At 71.7% G+C, this 18,605-nt stretch carries 14 protein-coding genes and 9 pseudogenes; 10 read left to right on the forward strand and 13 right to left on the reverse strand.

Annotation, left to right across the window (positions count from 1 at the left end):
- Positions 1–34 precede the first annotated feature (34 nt).
- The gene (locus tag UG55_RS00620; RefSeq protein ID WP_083986247.1) at positions 35–1,513 is read right to left on the reverse strand and encodes an NAD(P)/FAD-dependent oxidoreductase; all 1,479 of its coding nucleotides are present in this window, start codon (positions 1,511–1,513) and stop codon (positions 35–37) included.
- A 420-nt stretch (positions 1,514–1,933) separates the two neighbouring features.
- Here UG55_RS00620 and UG55_RS28130 point away from each other — a divergent pair, with 420 nt between their 5' ends.
- The 7 genes and pseudogenes from UG55_RS28130 (at position 1,934) to UG55_RS00635 (ending at position 5,921) form a co-directional block, all read left to right on the forward strand.
- A complete protein-coding gene (locus tag UG55_RS28130; RefSeq protein WP_128422795.1) occupies positions 1,934–2,110 on the forward strand; it encodes a lasso RiPP family leader peptide-containing protein in 177 nt (58 codons plus the stop codon).
- A gap of 276 nt (positions 2,111–2,386) precedes the next feature.
- Positions 2,387–3,060: FAD-dependent oxidoreductase (locus UG55_RS30800; protein WP_242423522.1), on the forward strand; the 674-nt coding region annotated here is incomplete at its 3' end.
- Position 3,061: 1 nt separating this feature from the next.
- Positions 3,062–3,375 (forward strand): annotated as a pseudogene (locus UG55_RS30805) (FAD-dependent monooxygenase); the annotation flags it as partial.
- Position 3,376: 1 nt separating this feature from the next.
- Positions 3,377–3,850: pseudogene (locus tag UG55_RS46510) on the forward strand (FAD-binding monooxygenase); the annotation flags it as partial.
- 128 nt (positions 3,851–3,978) lie between these two features.
- Positions 3,979–4,506 (forward strand): TIGR03619 family F420-dependent LLM class oxidoreductase (locus tag UG55_RS30815; protein ID WP_242423523.1); only part of this gene is annotated, 528 nt, incomplete at its 3' end.
- A 1-nt stretch (position 4,507) separates the two neighbouring features.
- Positions 4,508–4,884: pseudogene (locus tag UG55_RS30820) on the forward strand (LLM class F420-dependent oxidoreductase); the annotation flags it as partial.
- Positions 4,885–5,030: 146 nt separating this feature from the next.
- Positions 5,031–5,921, forward strand: coding sequence for an SDR family NAD(P)-dependent oxidoreductase (locus UG55_RS00635; protein WP_066061142.1), 891 nt, complete (start codon positions 5,031–5,033; stop codon positions 5,919–5,921).
- Between the two features lie 36 nt (positions 5,922–5,957).
- Here the strand turns inward: UG55_RS00635 and UG55_RS29770 are convergent.
- Both UG55_RS29770 and UG55_RS46515 read right to left on the reverse strand, forming a co-directional pair.
- Positions 5,958–6,785 (reverse strand): WD40 repeat domain-containing protein (locus UG55_RS29770; protein WP_206779335.1); only part of this gene is annotated, 828 nt, incomplete at its 5' end.
- A gap of 1 nt (position 6,786) precedes the next feature.
- Positions 6,787–8,957, reverse strand: a pseudogene (locus UG55_RS46515) (toll/interleukin-1 receptor domain-containing protein); the annotation flags it as partial.
- Between the two features lie 408 nt (positions 8,958–9,365).
- Here UG55_RS46515 and UG55_RS00645 point away from each other — a divergent pair.
- Positions 9,366–9,638: a hypothetical protein gene (locus UG55_RS00645; RefSeq protein WP_128422796.1), complete on the forward strand. Its 273-nt coding sequence runs from the start codon at positions 9,366–9,368 to the stop codon at positions 9,636–9,638.
- Between the two features lie 136 nt (positions 9,639–9,774).
- On the opposite strand, the gene UG55_RS00650 is transcribed toward UG55_RS00645, so the two are convergent.
- The 10 genes and pseudogenes from UG55_RS00650 to UG55_RS00675 all read right to left on the reverse strand — a co-directional run bounded on the left by UG55_RS00650 (position 9,775) and on the right by UG55_RS00675 (position 17,174).
- Entirely contained in the window at positions 9,775–10,962 is a 1,188-nt protein-coding gene (locus UG55_RS00650) for a cytochrome P450 (protein ID WP_066061153.1), read from the reverse strand.
- 122 nt (positions 10,963–11,084) lie between these two features.
- A partial coding sequence (locus UG55_RS30825) for a thiolase C-terminal domain-containing protein (protein WP_396230764.1) occupies positions 11,085–11,460 on the reverse strand: 376 nt, incomplete at its 5' end.
- 1 nt (position 11,461) lies between these two features.
- Positions 11,462–11,650, reverse strand: a pseudogene (locus UG55_RS30830) (3-ketoacyl-CoA thiolase); the annotation flags it as partial.
- Between the two features lies 1 nt (position 11,651).
- Positions 11,652–12,713 (reverse strand): annotated as a pseudogene (locus tag UG55_RS00655) (OB-fold domain-containing protein); the annotation flags it as partial.
- A gap of 152 nt (positions 12,714–12,865) precedes the next feature.
- Positions 12,866–13,666 (reverse strand): hotdog domain-containing protein, encoded by an 801-nt coding sequence (locus UG55_RS00660; protein ID WP_066061159.1) that lies wholly within the window; start codon positions 13,664–13,666, stop codon positions 12,866–12,868.
- 158 nt (positions 13,667–13,824) lie between these two features.
- Positions 13,825–14,276 (reverse strand): SDR family oxidoreductase (locus tag UG55_RS30835; RefSeq protein WP_242423524.1); only part of this gene is annotated, 452 nt, incomplete at its 5' end.
- Between the two features lies 1 nt (position 14,277).
- Positions 14,278–14,652, reverse strand: a pseudogene (locus tag UG55_RS30840) (SDR family NAD(P)-dependent oxidoreductase); the annotation flags it as partial.
- A 33-nt stretch (positions 14,653–14,685) separates the two neighbouring features.
- Positions 14,686–15,178, reverse strand: a 493-nt coding sequence (locus UG55_RS30845) for a CoA transferase (protein WP_242423525.1), incomplete at its 5' end; no start/stop codon positions are given.
- 1 nt (position 15,179) lies between these two features.
- A pseudogene (locus UG55_RS30850) lies at positions 15,180–15,903 on the reverse strand (CoA transferase); the annotation flags it as partial.
- 506 nt (positions 15,904–16,409) lie between these two features.
- Positions 16,410–17,174 carry an SDR family NAD(P)-dependent oxidoreductase gene (locus UG55_RS00675; protein ID WP_066061168.1) on the reverse strand — a complete coding sequence of 255 codons (765 nt, stop codon included), beginning with the start codon at positions 17,172–17,174 and terminating at the stop codon, positions 16,410–16,412.
- A gap of 301 nt (positions 17,175–17,475) precedes the next feature.
- Between UG55_RS00675 and UG55_RS00680 the strand changes: the two genes are divergently transcribed.
- Positions 17,476–18,435: dihydrodipicolinate reductase (locus tag UG55_RS00680; RefSeq protein ID WP_242423526.1), on the forward strand; the 960-nt coding region annotated here is incomplete at its 3' end.
- A 1-nt stretch (position 18,436) separates the two neighbouring features.
- Positions 18,437–18,510: pseudogene (locus UG55_RS45050) on the forward strand (hypothetical protein); the annotation flags it as partial.
- Positions 18,511–18,605 lie beyond the last annotated feature (95 nt).

Consider the following 18,605-nt stretch of genomic DNA (forward strand, 5'->3'; position numbering starts at 1 on the left):
AGGTCCGCCCGTGGGCCGGCGGGCCACCCGGTTGTCAGGACTGGTACAGCTCGGTCCGCTCGACCTGCGCGATCGTGGCCTGCGGCGGGGGCAGGAAGCCGAGCTGGACGGTGCGCGGCTTCACCAGGGCGGCGAGCAGCCAGTCCGCGGCGACGTAGGCCCGGTTCGTCGCCGACCGGAGCGCGAGCAGGTGATAGGCCCGGGTGACGGCCGCCGCCGGAACTCCGGACAGCCGCAGCCCCAGGGGGTTGGCGACCGCGTCCGCGCCGCCCAGGTCCACGACGAACCCCAGGTCACGGTGCCGGTAGGGCCGCATCCCGCCGTAACCGAGGGAGGCCGCGACGTTGCGTCCCGCGGCGGCACCCTGGCGGACGGCGTTCTGGGCGGTCTGTCCGGCGGGTAGGCCGCCGCGGGTCGAGTCGGGTACCGCGGCGGCGTCCCCCAGCGCGAAGACCCCGCTGAGGCCGGGTACCTGGAACCGCTCGTCGACGACCACGCGGCCGCGTACGGTCTCGGCACCCAGTGAGCCCACCAGCGGATTCGGTGTCACACCCGCGCACCAGACGAGGGTGTGGGTCGGGATCACCTCACCGCTGGTGAGCGTGACGGCGTCGGTGCGCACCTCGCGGACCGACGTCTTCAGCCGGATCTCCACACCCCGCTCCCGCAGGACCTGACGCGCGCCGATCCCGAGGTGCTCGTCCAGTTCCGGCAGGACCTTGTCCGCGAGGTCGAGCAGCAGCCACCGCACCTGCTCCAGCCGCAGCCGAGGGAACTGCTCCAGCGCCTTGACGGTGAAGCGCCGCATCTGGGCGGCGAGCTCGGTCCCGGTGTAGCCGGCGCCGACGACGACGAAGGTGCAGTGCGCGCGGCGGGCGGCCGCATCCGGGCTGGCGTCGGCGTACGCGAGCTGACGCAGCACGTGGTCGCGCAGGTAGACGGCCTCGGCGAGATTCTTCATCCCGAGCCCGTGGTCGGCCAGGCCGGGGATGTCGAAGGTCCGGGTGTGCGCGCCGGGAGCCAGGACGAGCCGGTCCCAGGCCAGGGTGTACGGCACATCGGCCCGGCCCAGCACGGTGATCGTCCGCCGCTTCGTGTCGATCTCGGTGACGTGCCCCAGGTGCGACACCGTCCGCCGCAGCGTGCCTCGAACGGAGACCGCCAGGTGCCGGGGCTCGATGTCCCCGGCGGCCACCTGCGGCAGCAGCGATGTGTACAGCAGATGGTCGACGGGGGAGACGAGGGCGAGATCCGCCGCGTGGGCGGGGAGTCGTGCCTCCAGGTGGCTGAGCACGCCGAGCCCGGCGTAGCCACTCCCCACCACGATCACCTTCGGCCGTGCCCGGCCGTGCTCCGCCGGACCGCTCGTGGCCGGTGCCGCGCCCGACTGAGGTGCCGCGCCCGACTGAGATGCCATGCCCGACTGAGGTGCCATGCCCGACTCGAAGGGCGCGGTGCGCCGCCACTGCTCGACCTGGCGGGTGACGCGGGCCACGGTCACTGAGTTCCTCATGTGTGCTCCTCATCCCCCGGCGTCATCATCCCCGGCGTCATCCCGATCCCGGACCGTCATCCCGCGGAGGCCTGGAGGGGTCGGCGGGCCGCCGGGCGGTGTCCGCGGGTCGTTTAGTCCGGCCTACCGCGCTCCGGCTCCTCCCAACCCGCGCCCGTCGACCCGGGCCAACCCGCGCCCGCGACCGGGCCGGTGCCGGACCCCGACCCGAGCCCCCGGTGGTGACTTATCGAGACTGAACCGTCACTGAACCCAAGGGGGGCACGCTGGAGTTCGGACGGGTGCTCCCCACCGTTCCGGCCTGATGATCAGGCAGTCGACCTGTCGCGGTGCGGCGGGCGACCTGCCGCCTACCGGAGCCGGAGGGGGCGCTCGGACTGCCGGAGATTGCGATTGAGGATCCGGACGGAGGAGTAGGTCATGAGGGCTACGTACGAGGCACCGGCCATTCGGTCCCAGGGCTCGTTCCGCGACTCCACCCGCGCTGGCGTGATCATCGTTGGCGGCGGTGGCGGTGGTTGGGGTGGCGGCTGGGGTGGTTGGGGCTGGGGTGGTTGGGGCTGGGGTGGCTGGGGTTGGGGTGGCTGGGGCTGGTGAGCCCCGCACCGCGACCGCACCCTGGGCGAGAGTGTGAGCGCAGGGCGTGAGCCCTGACGCGGCGTTGAAGGCCCGCCAGTGGGTCGTGCAGGTCGGTTGATCGTTGCCCGGGCTGCACGGCCCTTCGCTGTCCGCGGCCGTTCGCCGCATCATCCGGATTTCGCATCGTCCGGTTGTCCGTGCCTCGGTTGCCAGCAGCCTTTTCCCGCGCCGCGGATGTCACCGGCCGCGGCGCCGCCGCGATGAAGGTCAGCGCGATGAAGGTCAGGGGGAACTGTGAGGATCGTCTGTGTGGGTGGAGGTCCGGCCGGGCTGTACCTCGCCATCTCCGCGAAGCGCCGCGACGCCGGCCACGAGATCACCATCATCGAGCGGGACCCGCCGGGCTCGACCTATGGCTGGGGGGTCGTCTATTGGGACAACCTGCTGGACGTCCTGTACCGCAACGATCCGGAGAGCGCCCGCGAGATCCGCGCCGCCTCGACACTCTGGCAGGAGCAGGATGTCAGCCTCGGGCCTGGCCGGGTCGCGCACTTCGCGGGCTACGGGTTCAGCGTGCAGCGGGCGACCCTGCTCGACATCCTGAGCCGGCGGGCGATCGAGCTGGGGGTCCGCATCGACCACGGCCGGGAGATCGCCGACCTGGCCGATCTTTCCGGCCTCGGTGGCCCGGGGACGGGCGCGCACGCCGACGCCGACCTCGTCGTCGCCGCCGACGGCGCGAACAGCCAGCTTCGCGCGATGTTCGGCGACCGGTTCGGAACCCACACGGATGTCGGCGCCAACCAGTACATCTGGCTGGGCACCCGGAAGCGCTTCGACAGGTTCATGTTCGCGTTCGAGCGAACCCCGGCGGGCTGGGTGTGGTTCCACGCCTACCCGTCGGGGCCCAACATCAGCACCTGCATCGTCGAGTGCGCGCCGGGGACCTGGGAGCGACTCGGGTTCGCNACCGCTGACAGCGAGGAGACCCGGCGCACACTGGGCGAGATCTTCGCGGGGCCGCTCGGCGGGGAGGGTCTGACCGACCACCCGCGGCGGCCCGCCCGCTGGCAGCGCTTCGCCCAGATCAGTAACCGAACCTGGTACGTGGACAACACGGTGCTGCTGGGCGACGCCGCGCACACCACGCACTTCACCCTCGGGTCGGGAACCGCGCTGGCCATGCTCGACGGGGTGATGCTCGCCCAGATGCTCTACGAGCACGGCGAGGTATCCGCCGCGCTCGCCCAGTTCGACCGGGGTGGCCACGCCGCCCTGGCTCCNCTGCAGGCCAGGGCGCGGACGAGCATGGCCTGGTTCGAACGGGTCGACGCGATGCTCGACCGGGCGGCGCAGCGCCCCGGCGGGCCCGACCCCGTCGAGTTCGCCTACGCGATGGCCAACCGGCAGAGCGACCAGCCGCCGTGGCGCTACCAGACGCACCGGGCGATGCAGATCCCGGCGCTGCGCCGGGCCCGCCGCTGCGTCGACACGTCCGTGCGGTGGTACCTGGCCCGCCGCCGCGGTGAGCCGGCCCGCGGCGGGCCCACTCCGGCTTCGGTCCCGCCGCCGGGGCTGACCGCCGGTGCCAGCCGGGCGACCGCCGGTGCCAGCCGGGCGACCGTCGGCGCCGCTCGCGGTGATCGCGCTGGTCGCGCTCCCGACCGCGATGACCGCACTCACCGGTCCGCCGGTGATGCCAGGCAGCCCGCGGGCGCGGCCGGTGGTGGAACGCGCCCCGGCGGCTGGCCTTCCTGACCAGGCCGCGCGGCGTCACGTTCTGTCCCGTATCTCCACACAGTGCGATTTCTGACTCTCGTGTCTACTTTCTGGTAGACAGGATTGCACAGGGCCCGCGCAGGACGTACGGACAAGGTGACGACACGATGCGGTTCATCTTTCATTACCCGGAGACGTCAGGGACCAGCGGTGACATGCTCGATCCCGGACCGCTGCGGGACGTGGCCCAGGCGGTCGAGCGAGCCGGCTTCGACGCCCTTTCGCTCACCGAGCACCCCGTCCCGGGTGCCCGCTGGCTGGAGAACGGCGGGCACCAGAGCCTCGACCCGTTCGTCGGCCTTGGATACGTGGCCGCGGCGACCGAGCGGCTGCGGCTGCTCACCCATCTGTCGGTGGCGCCGTACCGAAACCCGTTCCTGCTCGCCAAGGCCGCGGCGACCATCGACAAACTCTCCGGCGGCCGTTTCACCCTCGGTATCGGCACCGGCTACCAGAAGTCCGAGTTCTACGCGCTCGGCGTGGACTTCGAGGAGCGCAACGCGCTGTTCGACGAGATCCTCGACGTCCTGCCGCTGCACTGGTCAGGCGAGCCGTTCAGTCACAAGGGCCTGCACTTCGACGCCCGCAACGTGATCGCGCGGCCCAAGCCGGTGCAGGACCCGATCCCGGTCTGGNTCGGCGGCAACTCGAAGCTCTCCCGCCGCCGGGTGGCCGCGCGGGCCCAGGGCTGGATGGCGATGTCCGGCGGGCCGGAGCTGTCGACCACGGCGCGGACGGTCTCGATCGGCTCGCTCACCGATCTCGCCGCAATGATCCGGGAGGTGCGCGACACCGCCGCGGCCAACGGCCGGACGGACTTCATCGATGTGTCGTACTCGTACTCCGGGGCCGTCTCCGAGGGCAACATCACCGCCGAGGCCGACCGGCACCGCGAGGCGATCGCCGAGATCGAGAAGGCCGGCGTGACCTGGGCCGTGGTCTCCGCCCGCAGCCGGTCGGCCGCCGAGACCATCGGATTCATCGAGGCGTTCGGCGAGACGTTTCTTTCCTGACGTCCTTTCCTGACGTCCTTTCCGGGCGTCCCTACAGCGTTCCTTCCCGGCGTCACTTCTGGCGTCCGCGGCGCCTCGCGCGCCGCCGGAAGGGGCGTGACCCGCGTGCCGCAGACAGGTGTAACCACAGTGAAGGCGANGGTGGCGTGGGCTGGTTCGAGGACCGCGGCAGGCTGGCGGACAGCGTCGCCGTCATCAGCGGGGGAGCGGGCGGCATCGGCGGTGCCGTCACCGCGGATCTGGCCGCCAACGGGGTGCGCGTGGCGGTGCTGGACATCGACGCGACCGCGGTCGAGCAGCTGCGCGACGCTCTCAAGGCCCAGGGCGCGGAGGCGATCGTGCTCCACGGCGACGCCCGGGACCCGGACGAGCTGGGGAGACTGTTCACCGCGGTCGACGAGGCCTGGGGGCGGGTGGACACCCTGGTCAACGTCGTCGGCGGCACGTTCCGCGCGCCGTTCGTCGAGACCCGCCCGAAGGGCTGGGACGCGCTGCTGCGGCTCAACCTCCTGCACGTCCTGCACGCCTGCTCGCTGGCCGTTCCCAGGATGCAGGCGGGTGGGCGCGGGGGCAGCATCATCAACCTGACGACGATCGAGGCGCACCGCGCGGCACCGGGCTTCGCGGTGTACTCGGCGGCGAAGGCGGCCGTCGAGCAGTTCGGCCGCACGCTGGCAGTCGAGGTCGCCCCGGACGGAATCCGGGTCAACAACGTCGCCCCGGACTTCACCCCGACCCCGAACATGCGGCGGATGGTCGGCGGCGACGGCGCCTACTCCACACCCACCGGGCTGCGGGTCGGGATCCCGATGGGGCGCGCGGGCGAGCTCACCGACATCTCGGGGTGCGTGGTCTTCCTCGCCTCCGCCCTGTCCTCCTACCTCACCGGGACGACACTGCACCCGGACGGTGGCACCTACGCCTCCTCCGGGTGGCTGAACTGGCCCGGGGTGGGCTGGGCGAACCACGCCCCGTCACCGGTCGTCCGAACCCTGGACTCGACGGGCACCGGGCCGGGCGCCGACGCGGGGGCGTAGGCGGACGCCGCAACTGGATTCGCGGGATCCGTCCCATCAGGAGTCGCATGTCTGCCGAAATGGCACTTCCTGAATGTGCTGCCGCCACTGGTCGGGTGTGAGACGGGAGCGGCTCGTGGCGCAGACATAGCGGGCCATGGCAGCGGAGTCGGCCCGCCAGAGGGTCGCGCTGTGGTCGTTCGAGGCGGACACCAGCAGACCGTCGGGCCCCACGGCGAGATCGTTAACGGCCTCGCCATGACCACTCAGGGTGCCGAGGCGGCGGGGCGCGTGGGCGTCGGCGACCGACACCACCACGATCTGCCCGTTGTCCAGCCCGATCATGAGACGGGACGACGGGGTGTCGAAGGCGACGGCTCGCGTGGCCGCCTCGATGTCGACCGCCGCGACCTGGCCAAGGCCGTCCGCCCCGTTGCTCCAGAGCGACACGGCGCCCACATTGTCCGCCGCGGCGATCAGCTCCCGCTCGTCGTCGACGGCAATGTCCGCCACGACGACGTCTTCAAGCACCCGGTCCGTCGGCATCGGCGCGACGGCCGGGGCGAGCCGCCAGCGGGCCATCCCGTCGAACCCTCCCGCGACGAGACCCAGGCCCGGGAGGCTCTCCTCCGGAAGGAAGACCAACACCGTCACGTGGCCGACGCCACCGTCGAACACCGCCGTCTGTGACGGCGTCCCGGCGACGTCCCAGACCTCGACCGTGCCATCCCAGCGTCCGATCGCGAGGTGGGTGCCGGTCCGGTCGAAGGTGACGGTGCTGGGACCGGTGACGTCGATGCCGCCGAGAGGGCGCGGAGCGGCGCCGTTGATCTCGTGGAGCGCCAGGTGATTGTTTCGGTCGGCCACCGCGACCCGTCGTCCGTCNGGGCTGAGCGCGGAGAGACCCTCAGTAGCGCTGATTCCGAAGGTGCCGAGCAACCCGGGCCGCGCCGGGTCCGCCGTGTCATAGAGCCGAGCGGAGCCGTCCGTCGACGAGGTGAGCATCCGGCGCCCGGTGTCGCCGAGGGACACCGTGGTGACCGTGTCGGTATTGTCCTGAATTGTGGCGACGCTGAGCGGGTTGCGCTCCCTGTGCAAGTCCCACACGTCGACCGCGTTGTCATCGGCGAGGTAGAGCCTTTCCCCGTCTGGGGAGAAGGCCGCCGTCAAGCGGGGGGAACGGGCCGCGAGAGTGAGGTCCCGCACCCGGAACGGCCGGTTCGGAGTCTCGATGTTCCACACGTGCAGGACGGGTTGCCCGCCTTCGTCCGTCACGGTCGCGAGCAGGTCCCCGCCGGCGTTCATCGCCAGGGCGGAGCCGGCAATCGTCGTGCTGGCGGAGAAACCTGTCGGATCGCGTAGGTCGGACACCACCACCTGCCCGCTGCTGTCGCTGTTGACGAGCAGAGTCCGACCGGCGCCCGCGAACGCCATTCCGAACTCCCCGGCGGCGCCGCCGAAGTTCTCCGCGAACAGTGGACGGGAGATCCCGCGGCCCGTGGACCACACCCTGGTCATCCTGTCCTGGCCGGCGCTGACGAGCAGCGTGCCGTCTCGGCTGAAGGCCAGCTGGTGGATGACACCGTCGTGGCCGGGGAACACCGCCCGCGGCGCTGCCGCGTTCCGGGTGTCCGCCAATACGATCCGCCCGTCGTCCAGGGCCAGTGCCAGCAGCTCCCCGTCATCGCTGAACCGCATTTGGGTGGCCGGCCGGGGCTGCTCCCACCAGGCCGTGGGGAGGGGACTACCGGGATCCGTTACGTCGTAGAGCCGCACAGAACCGTCGGTGCGGGACACCGCGAGACGGTCACCGGCCGGGCTGAACGTGAATCCGGTGTCACCGACTCCCGGGGCGCCCACGATTCGGCCGATCGGTCGAGGAGGCACGGCCCGCGGGTCCCACAGCGTGATCTCGCCGCGGGCGCTCGCCGTGGCGAGCAGGGAGCCGGCCGCGCCGAACTCCCGACCTTCGTTGTTGTCGATGGTCCCAGGAAGCTCCACCGGGTCGTGGCGGCCTGTCAGGTTCATGACGCCATCGCTGAAACGTGCGCCGCTGTCCACGTCGCCCCGCATTGAGAAAGCGATCATATCGGAGTTCGGCCCGAACTCCGGCCGGAACGCCCGCCTCGGCAGGTCGATCCGGGCGGGCGAGTCGACGGCCCCGAACAGTGCGCTGGCCGCCTCCGCGGTCGGGGCGACCCGGTATGCCGCGACAGCCAGGTTCCGGGCCAGTTCGGGGTTCACGGGTCGCAGGTCCCGGGACGTGTTCGCGACCGCGCGGGAGACCGCCGCATTCCGCTGCCGGACCGCGTCGGCTCGTTCGACCGCGTAATACGACGCGCTCACTCCGGCGGCGACGGCGAAGACGAGGGCGAGGGCGGCCAGGGTGGCGAAAAGTCCGACGGCACGCCGGCGGTTGCGGTGATCCTCGCTGAGGAGGTCGGTCTTGTCGATCCCTTGGATCCGGGCCGAGACCGCGGCCGCGGCGTCGAAGATCTGGCCGCGTTTGGGGCCTGGCGTCGGCGCCCGGACATCGGTGAGCAGCCAGTCCTCGTCGATAAGGTTCCGCAGGCACGGAGGAAGCGAGGTCGGAGGCGATCCGTTGGCGAGCACGATGACGAGACGGTCGAGGTCGCCGCCCGCAGCCAGCCACGTCTGACATTCAAGTTCCACCCAGCGGGAGCGGGCCGCCTCCTCGGACGCCAGTACGACGAGGTAACGGGATTCCCGCACCGCACGGTCGAGAGCGGGCGGCAGGGGGCCGACCGCGGGCAGGTTGTCGGTATCGCGGAAGACGTTGAGCCGTGGGCGCTCGTACCAGCGCCGGCCCAGCCGGTGTAGCGCCCGCCGTAGCTCCATGGCGAGTTCCTTCTGGCGGTGACTGTAGGAGATGAAGGCGTCGTACCTGAATATCCTTTGTTCTTTCGCGGGTATTCCGGCGGTTTCTCCGGTGGATGGGGTGGACCCGTTTGCAGCCACCCGGGCCGATGTATGGCCGGCGCGCAGGGACGCCTCGTTGCCGGTGGTCGGCATATCAGCTCCGGTGTCCGGCACCATGGCACCCCCGTACCATCTGTCTGCTGGCGGGCGCAGCCGGTCAACGCGGCCGGAACCCGTTGCGGGCACGATGGTATGCGGCCGGCGCCGACCCGCTCTGCGGTGGATCCGCCCGCCGGCCTGCGATGACGGGGGGAGATCCGAATGCGGGCAGAAAAGGCGTCAGGTGGCGGGAAGTGTGCCGCCGGCTTCCGGGGAAGATACCTGGCGGCCTGCGCGCTGGTGTTTCTCGCGGGGGGCGTCGGGTCATCCTGCGCGGGGGACGGTCTGCCCGGCGGGGTGGCCGTCCAGGAAAACAGCACACCGGCTCCGACGCCGTTCACCGTGCCGGCAGGCACCCGCGCTCCCCTGGCGACCGCCGGTGGTCCGTGGGGGGGAGCGGCGAGTGCGGAGGAGGCAGTGCGGAAAGTGCTCGACGCCTGGCGCGGCGGGCAGCCGGAAGATGCCGCGCCGTATCTCGGGGACGACCCGGACAAGGGCCGGAACCTGATTCTGCCGTTGCCGCCCGGCCATCGGGTGCAACTGGTCACCGCATCGTGTGAACCGTTGCCCGAGTCCGACCAGACCCAGTGCCGGATCGCGCAGCCGGACGACGCGGGCACTCTGGGGGAGGCTCTGGTCGCGGGCGCTGCGACCAGCGGTTACCGGGTGATCCGCATCTATCTCATCGACCGCGACTGAGTAGTCGCCGCCGACGCCTGTTCCGCACCGGATGCCGGTTCTGTACCGACGGCTGTTCCGGACCGCGGCGACGCCCGGGCCGCACCGGCCGGCTCCGCAGTGATGTCGGAGCCGGCCGGTGGGTGTCAGGGGGATGTCAGTTGAGAACGAACGGAAGCTTCTCGTAGCCCCGGACGGTGCTGGTGTGCAGCCGCACGGCCCGCTCGCGGTCAACGTCCCATTCCGGAAAGCGCTTCAGCGTCTCCTCCAGGCCGATCCGCGCCTCCAGCCGGGCCAGCGCGGCACCGAGGCAGTAGTGCGTCCCGTGGCCGAAGGAGACATGGCTGTCGAACCGGCGGTGGATGTCGAACCGGTCGGGGTCGGGGTACTTGCGCTCGTCCCGGCCGGCCGAGCCGGTGATCAGCAGCACCTTCGACTTCGCCGGCATCAGCGTGCCGTGCAGCTCGACGTCCGCGGTGAGCGTGCGGCCCTGCACCGGCGAGGGTGCCTCGTAGCGCAGCAGCTCCTCGATCGTCGGGCCGAGCAGCGACGGGTCGGCGACGAGCTCGGCGCGCTGGTCGGGGTGCTCGGCGAGCACGGAGCCGGCCCAGCCGAGCAGCCGGGCGACGGTCTCGGTGCCCGCGCTGATGAGCAGGTTGGCGAAGTCGGCGGCCTGCTGGTTGTCCAGCCGCCGCGTGCCCTGCTCGGTGGTGATCTCCGCCTGGACGAGGCTGGTCATCATGTCGTCGCGCGGGTTGCGCCGACGATCCTCCAGCTGCCCGGTCAGGTACTCGTGGATCTTGATCTGGGCGGCGAACGAGACGTCGTTCACCATGCCCTGGCCTTCCTCGATGTGGAAGGTCTGGTCGATGAGGCGCCGGATCTCCTCGCGGTCCGCCGGGTCGACGCCGATCAGCTCGGAGATGACCTTGGACGGCAGCTGGGCCGCGAAGTCCTGCACGTAGTCGAAGCCGCTGCCGCCGATGTGCGGGTCGAGCATCTCGGCGGACAGCTCGCGGATGGAGGTCTCGAGCGCCGAGATCCGCCGCGGGGTGAAGGCGCGGGAGACCAGCGTCCGCAGCTCGGTGTGCGTCGGCGGGTCGATGAAGATCATGTGCCCGGTGTTCATGGGCTCCGGAGACATGATCTCCAGGACGGTCCCGTAGGCCGAGCTGAAGACCAGGGGCTCACGGCTGGCGGCCTCGACGTCGGCGTGCCGGGACAGCGCGAAGAAATCCAGCTCATCGTTTCGATAGACCGGCGCCTCGTCGCGAAGTCGTCGCCACACGTCGTAGGGCGCCAAATGGATCACTTTGTCGTATGGATTCCACGTTAATCCGGTCATGACACTACTATGTCATAAATTGTCCTCACCCGATCGGACTGGCCACCGACCTGATCATGACGTCGCCAGCCGCGGCGCCGCGGTTAGCCCGGTGGCCCGTCCGGGGGCTGTGAGCAGGGCTTTCAGGCCCCGTCGCGCTGGAGCAGCAGCACCCCCGAGGGGGTGCCGCCACCGGAGGTGACGACGGCCGTGCGCGCGTCGGCCACCTGGCGTTCGCCGGCCTCGTGGCGCAGCTGGGCGACCGCCTCGTAGAAGAAGCCGTAGCCGTGGGTGCGGCCCTCCGACAGCTGCCCGCCGTGCGGGTTGAGCGGCAGCTCGCCGTCCAGCGCGATCCGCCGGCCGGAGTCCAGCCAGTCCTGGGCCTCGCCGATGCCGCAGAAGCCGAGCGCCTCGATCCAGGAGATCGCGTTGAAGGTGAAGCCGTCGTACACCAGCGCCAGGTCGACGTCCGCGGGCCGCAGGTCCGTCCTCGTCCACAGGTGGGCGGCCTGCCCCAGCNCCTGCGGCTCGTGGGTGATGATCCCCTGCTCCCAGGAGACCCGCTCCAGGATCTGGGTGCCGACGGCCTCGACCCGGATCGCCGGCTTCGGCAGGTCACCCGCGACGGATGCGTCGGAGACCACGACGGCGATGGAGGCGTCGCACGGCACGTCGCAGTCGTAGAGGCCGAAGGGAGTGCTGACCATCCNGGCCGACATGTAGTCGTCCAGGGTGAGCGGGTCCCGGTAGATGGCGTTCGGGTTGCGGGCCGCGCCGGCCCGGCCGTTGAGCGCGATCGCGGCGAGCATCTCCCGGTCGGCGCCGTAGCGGTGGAAGTACTGGCTGGCGTTCATGGCAATCCAGTTGGCCGCGGACATCGCCCCGAACGGCGCCCGCCACAGCGAGCTGACGTTCGACAGCCGGCCGCCCCCGCCGCCGCCCAGGCCGAGGGTCCGGTAGGTGGACTCCCAGACGGTCCGGAAGCACAGCACGTGCCGGCACAGGCCGGCCGAGACGGCCAGCATCGCGGCGATGACCGACCCGCCCGGCCCCGGCAGGTCGCCGCCGCCGTTCGTCCAGGTCGGGTGCAGCCGCAGCGCCTCCTCGACGGCGGTCACCCCACCCTCGCTCATGCCCACGCCAACCGGGCCCGGGTAGGTGGACAGCCCGTCGATGTCGTCCAGGGTCAGCCCGGCGTCGGCGACGGCCTTCAGGCAGGCGTCGACCGTCAGCTCCAGCGGGTCGACCATCAGCCGCCGCCCGATCCGGGACCGGCCGATGCCGGACAGGACCGACCGGTGCTCGAAACGGTCCGAGCTCAGCGGCGCGCGCGGCGCCGGCAGGTCGGGCTCGCCGACGCGGTCCGTGGGGTCGGTCCCGCCGGTCGGCTCGAACATGGCCAGCCAGACGTCCTCGTGCTGCTCGAAACGGACGGCCACCTCCTGACCGATGTGGACGTCCGCGGGCTCGCAGCCGGTGATGTTCGTGGTCAGGCGGACGCTCGCGTCCTCCACCAGGGCCACGTTCGCGACCGTGTAGGGCGGCGGCATCGACGGCAGCCACTGCTGGGCGTTGATGGTGAAGCCGACGACGGTCGCCCGGCCGGACACCTCGGTCGGGGTGTGGGCGCGGCTGCGGCACCGCGGACAGATGGGCACCGGCGGGTGCACGAGCTGGCCGCAGTCGTCGCAGCCCTGGATCCGCAGCTTGCCGTCGGCGCCGGACTTCCAGAACCACTCGGTGGCGGGCGTGATCTCGGGAAGTGGGCGCATGGCTGCTTGCCGTCCTCTCAGGTGCCCCGGCGGGCAGGGGCGTGTTGGCTGGCGGGGTGGTTGGCTGGCGGGGTCGTTGGCCGGCGGATCGTGCTGGCGGGCTGGCGGGCGGGTCGTGTCGGCTGGCGGGGGTGTCGGCCGGCGCCCCGGCCTCAGGTTCCCGCCGCCGGGCCGGGGAACGTCCGCGTGGTCGCGTAGACGGCGAGTCTGTCCTGCCCGCCGGCGTCGCGGACCTCGACCCGGCCGAGACCTGCCTGCACCGTCGCCGTCGCGACCGCGGGCCCGGTGCGGACCGGCCGCAGGTAGCGCAGTGCCAGCAGCGACAGGGTGGCGCCGGGGGTGAGGGACAGCGCGGCCTCCTCCACCGTGAGGGCGATCAGCCCACCGTTGACGGTCTGCGCCGCGTTCAGCCCGTCATCGGCCCGCGGCAGCATCGCGACGCCGGGCCGGGTGACCTCACAGCGCGCCCGGCGGGCGAAGGGCACGCTCAGCCGCTGGCGGGGCAGCGGCAGGCCGGCCAGCCGGGTCATCTCCGGGGACATCAGCACGGTCGGGTCCGGGGCGGCCATGAACGACGCCACGCCGAGGGCCACACTGCGCCCGTCCGACCCGGTCAGGTCCACGTCGATGACCGCCACCGAGCGGCCCTGTTTCACCAGCCGGCCGACCGCGTTGATCCGTTCGACCTCGCGCAGCGGCTCGTGGACGTGGATGTCGAGATCGAGGGTCACCGGGACCCGCGGCGCCAGGTGCTCCATCACCAGGTACCCGGCGACGACGTCCGCCCAGGTGGCGAGGATCGAGGTGCGGACGCTGCGGGTGCCCGGCACGAACATCTCCGGGACGATCGCGGCCGATCCGTGGATCTCGTCGCCGACGCGGCGGGCGTCGAAGCCGAGCTCGCGGATGATGTGGCTGTCCTGGCGGGGGCCGTCACTGCTCGTGGTGGTCATCGCATCGTGGTGGTCATCGAATCGTGGTGGTCATCGAACTCGTTCCGGAGGAAGGACGCTCGTTGCGGTGAGGGTGCCCGGACACGCGTTGACCGCGACGGGAGGCCGCCGGCGCTGGGCCGGCGGCCGGGCTCCCGTCGCGGTCGAGGTGCGGGTGCCTAGCTGCGGCCGGACAGGAACTTCACGATCGGGGTCGCCGGCGGGAAGACCTCGGTGAGGCCGGCGGAGAAGTAGCCGGAGTCGGTGACGATGGTGACGCCGTTGATCGCGGAGGCAGCCTCACTGACGAGGAACAGCAGCGGGTAGGCCTGCTCCAGCGGGGTGGCCGCCTCGATGCCCAGCTCGCCGCGGTAGTCGGCGCCGAAGCCCAGCCACAGCTCCTTGTTGTCCTGGGCCAGCGGGGTGTCGGTGGGGCCGGGGCAGATCGCGTTGATGCGGATGCCCTGCTTGAGCAGCGGCATCGCCTGGGTGGCGACGTAGGCGCAGACCGCCTGCTTGCTGTTCATGTAGTCGGCCTTGCCGTTGTCGACGGCCCACTTGGCGGCCTCGTCGAAGTCGCTGATGGCCAGGTACTCCTTGAGCGACGGGAGGTTGGCCTCCCAGCCGAGCCNGGCGGCCGAGGAGATGAAGCCGATCGCGGAGCCGCGGGGCAGCAGCCCGCCGGCGATCAGCTTGTCGATCAGGTAGCGGTGACCGATGAAGTTGATCCGCTCGATCCCCGGGGTGCCGTCGGCGACACCGGCGGCGGAAACCAGCGCGTGCACGGGGCCACCGAGCTGCGCCAGCGCGGCGTCGATGGAGGCCGACTCGGCGAGGTTCACGTGGATGGCCTTGGCACCGTCCAGCTTGACCTCGGCGTAGTCCATCACCACGACCTCGGCGCCGGCGCTCAGCGCCAGCTCGGCGGCGGCGGCACCCATGCCGGTCGCACCGCCGACGACGAGGACCCGCTTGCCGTCGAACCGGAAGGCGTCAAACAGCGTCATGTCTTGTCTCCTGCTCTTCGTTGAGAATGAGTGCTACGCGACGACGCCGCGGATCTTGAGGTCCAGGACGGCCTCGGTGTCCAGACCCAGTTCGGCGAGGATCTCGTCGCCGTGCTCGTTGAACAGCGGAGCCCGCCGGGGCGCGGCCGGCTGTTCGTCGTACTGCACCGGCGCCGCGGTGAGCTGGAAGGGCACACCGGCCGCCGTGGTGCAGTCCTGGACGTACCCGTTGGCGACCGTCTGGGGGTCGGCGGCCGCCTCCAGGGTGTCCTGGACCACGGTCCACTGGCCGACGAAGTTCTCCAGCCGCTCCCGCCACTCGGCGAGCGGGCGGGCCGCGAAGGTCTCCACCAGGATCGCGATCGCCTCGGCGCTGTTCGTCATCAGCGAGGCGTGGTCGGCGAAGCGCGGGTCGGTGGCGAGTTCCGGGCGCTCGATGACGTCGCACATCGGCGCCCAGTACCGCCCCGCCTGCAGGCAGGTGAAGGACAGCCAGCGGCCGTCCTTGGTGAGGTAGTTGCCGGTGNGCGGGTTCATCCGCTGCTGGTCGGCCGGCGGCGGGGTCCACGGGACGCCGAGCAGCAGCGACAGCGCCATGGCCTGCCCCATCGACCACATCGCGGTGCCCATCAGCGACACGTCGACGGTCGTCGCCTCACCGGTGCGCTCCCGGTGGAACAGCGCGCCCATGATCCCGCCGGCGATGGTCATCGCGCCGATCGAGTCGCCGAAACCGGGCGCGGGCGGGACGGGCACGTGGCCGTACTCGGGGCGCATGATGCCGACCGCGACCCCGGCCCGGGCCCAGAACGCCAGCGAGTCGTAGGAGCCGCGGTCCGCGTCCGGGCCGCGCTCGCCCTGGCCGGTGCCGCGCACGTAGATGATCTTTGGGTTGTGGGCGCGGATGTCCTCCACGTCCACGTGCAGCTTGGTGCGCACGCTCGGGAGCTTGTTGGTGAGGAACACGTCGGCGGTCGCCGCGATGCGGTAGAGGATGTCGCGGCCGGCCTCTGAGGTGAGGTCGAGTCCGAGGCTGCGCTTGCCGCGGTTGGAGTGCTCCAGCAGGACGTGGACGTCCTTCGGTACCACCGCGATGCCGGACGAGGCCAGCGCGCGCATCGCGTCGCCGCGCTCGACATGCTCGATCTTGATGACGTCGGCGCCCAGATCGGCCAACAGGGCGGAGGCCGCGGGGACGAACGTGTGCTCGGCGACCTCGAGAATCCGGACACCCTGCATCACCGAGGTCACGAACGTCCTCCTGTGCGTGTTAAGGCCGGCGATCCGGCCAACCGAGAAGTATTTAACATCGACGTCAATACCAGCTTCGTATGGGTGGGTCCAGGAACGCCGGTCGCNCCCGCGCCCGGGCACGGCAACGGCCGGAGGGGGCCGTCTGACGGCGGCGGCCACGCGCGTGGCAGTGGGCGGGAGGGCCGCCGGCCACGGATCCGCAGACCTGCGATCCGCCTGTCAGGTCCGTCTGCCACGTCCGTTATGACACTCTCATGTCAGCGCCGCAGAGGCCAGACGCGTAGGGCGCGGCCGCCGGGTGCGTGGGGCGCGGCCGGCGGTGCGGTCGTGCCGGTGTGGTCGTGGCGGTGTGGTCGTCGGCGCGCGGGGCGAGCGGCCCCGGAAGCGCCGAAGCCGCCGTGCGGGGCACGGCGGCTTCGGGAAACCCCCGGAACTGACCGGGAGCCGGGAGTCACGGGCGGGGAGCGGGGTACCTCCCCGCCCGCCCGAGGGCGTTGCGACGGTCAGCGCGGCGCCATCCGCAGCGCGCCGTCGAGCCGGATGACCTCGCCGTTGACGTAGCCGTTCTCCAGTAGATCGGTCGCGAGCCGCCCGAAGTCGGCCGGAGTGCCGAGCCGCTTCGGGTGCGGCACCCCCGCCGCGAGGCCGTCGCGGATGTCGTCCCGCAGGCGGCCGAGCATCGGGGTCTCGAACACGCCCGGGGCGATGGTGTTGACCCGGATCGCCCAGCTGGCCAGATCACGGGCGGCCACGATGGTCATGCCGCGCACGCCGGCCTTCGCGCTCGCGTAGGCCGTCTGGCCGATCTGCCCCTCGAACGCAGCCACCGACGCGGTCAGCACGATCGCGCCGCGGTCGCCGTCGAGCAGCTCGGTGTTCTTCGCCATCCGGGCCGCGGCGAGCCGCACCACGTTGTAGGTGCCGACCAGGTTGATCCGGATGATGTCCGCGTAGCTGTCGAGCGCGCCGGGCTTCCCCTCGCGGTCCAGGATCCGCAGCCGGTCACCGCCGCGGCCGGCGCAGTGCACGACCCCGCGCAGCGGGCCGTCGGCCTCGGCGGCGTCGAGGGCGGCCTCGAACTGCTCGGTGTCGGTGATGTCCGCCGCCACGAAGCGCACGCCCAGTTCCGCGGCGACGTCCTTGCCCGGGGAGGACGGCAGGTCGACGATGGTGACGGTCGCGCCACGGTCCAACAGGACCCGGGCGGTGCCGAGGCCGAGGCCCGACGCCCCGCCCGTGACCAGAGCCGACCTTCCGTTGAGCAGCACGAATCCTCCAGCGCGAGTATGGGTGGGTGGTGCGGACGGGTGCACGCGGGCGGGCACATGCTCCACGGTCGCGCGGGCCGGTGTCGAGCCGGGCCGCGGCGGTTTCCCCTCGTGGAGGTGCCGACAGCCATGACAGTATTTGACCGCCGTATCAAAAAGTGTCCGGTCTGTGGCGGGAAGCACACGGCGGCGCCCGGCCGGTCGGCATCCTGACGAGCCGCACGACGACCGACGCGAGTGACCCGACGCGTGTGACCGGAGCAGGTGACCTGACGAGCATGACGATGAGGGGAAGGCTGACATGGGGCGGCTGCGGGTGGTCCAGTGGGCCACGGGGAACATCGGCACCTACGCGCTGCGCGCGGTGATCGGGCATCCGGACCTGGAGTTAGCCGGTGTGCTGGTGCACGGCGAGGACAAGGTCGGCCGGGACGCCGGTGACCTGTGCGGGGCCGGCACGACCGGGGTCCTCGCGACCCGGGACGAGGCGGAGATCCTCGCCGCCGGCGCCGACTGCGTGCTCTACATGCCGCGGTACTTCGACGCCGGCGAGGTCAGCCGCATCCTGGCCGCGGGCGCGAACGTGGTCACCACCCGCGGCGAGTTCCACCGGCCCGACAGCCTCGACCCGGAGACGCGCAAGCAGGTGGAGGCGGCCTGCGAGGCCGGCGGCACCTCGGTCCACAGCACCGGCAGCAGCCCCGGCTTCATCACCGAGGCCGTCCCGCTGGTGCTCTCCTCGATCCAGCGGCGGCTCGACCGGCTCGCCATCCAGGAGTTCGCCGACCTCTCCCGGCGGAACTCGCCCGGGCTGCTGTTCGACGTCATGGGCTTCGGGCGGCCGCCGGCGGCCGTGGACGAGGCGCGGCTCTCCCACGGCCGGATCAGCTTCGGGCCGTCCCTGCTGCTCATCGCCGAGACGCTGGGCATGCCGCTGGATTCGGTGGAGGCCTCCGGCGAGATCGCGGTGGCGCCCCGGCCGATCGACATCGCCGCGGGCACCCTGGAGACGGGCACGGTGGCGGCCCAGCGGCTCACCGTCGCCGGCATCCGGGGCGGCCGCGAGGTCATCAGCTTCCGGGCCAACTGGTACTGCACCAGAGACCTCGAACCCGCCTGGGAGCTGCGGGACACCGGGTGGCACATCGATGTGGAGGGGGACGCCCCGCTCGACATCGACCTGCGCTTCTCGATCCCGCTGGAGCGTATGGCCGAGGTCTCCCCGGCCTACACCGCCAACCGCGCGGTGAACGCGGTGCCGNTCGTCTGCGCGGCCGCGCCGGGGATCCGCACCTCGGTGGAGCTGCCGCAGATCTACGCGACCGGGCTGGGGTGACGCACCCGCCGACTCGGCGTCGCCCGTCAGCGCAGTGGCGTGACCGATTGCCTACCTGAGGTGACGCCGACCAGCTCACGGTCGGGTTCTCCATC

Origin of the sequence: Frankia sp. EI5c (assembly GCF_001636565.1) — a bacterium.
In the GTDB taxonomy this organism is placed as follows: Bacteria; Actinomycetota; Actinomycetes; order Frankiales; family Frankiaceae; genus Parafrankia.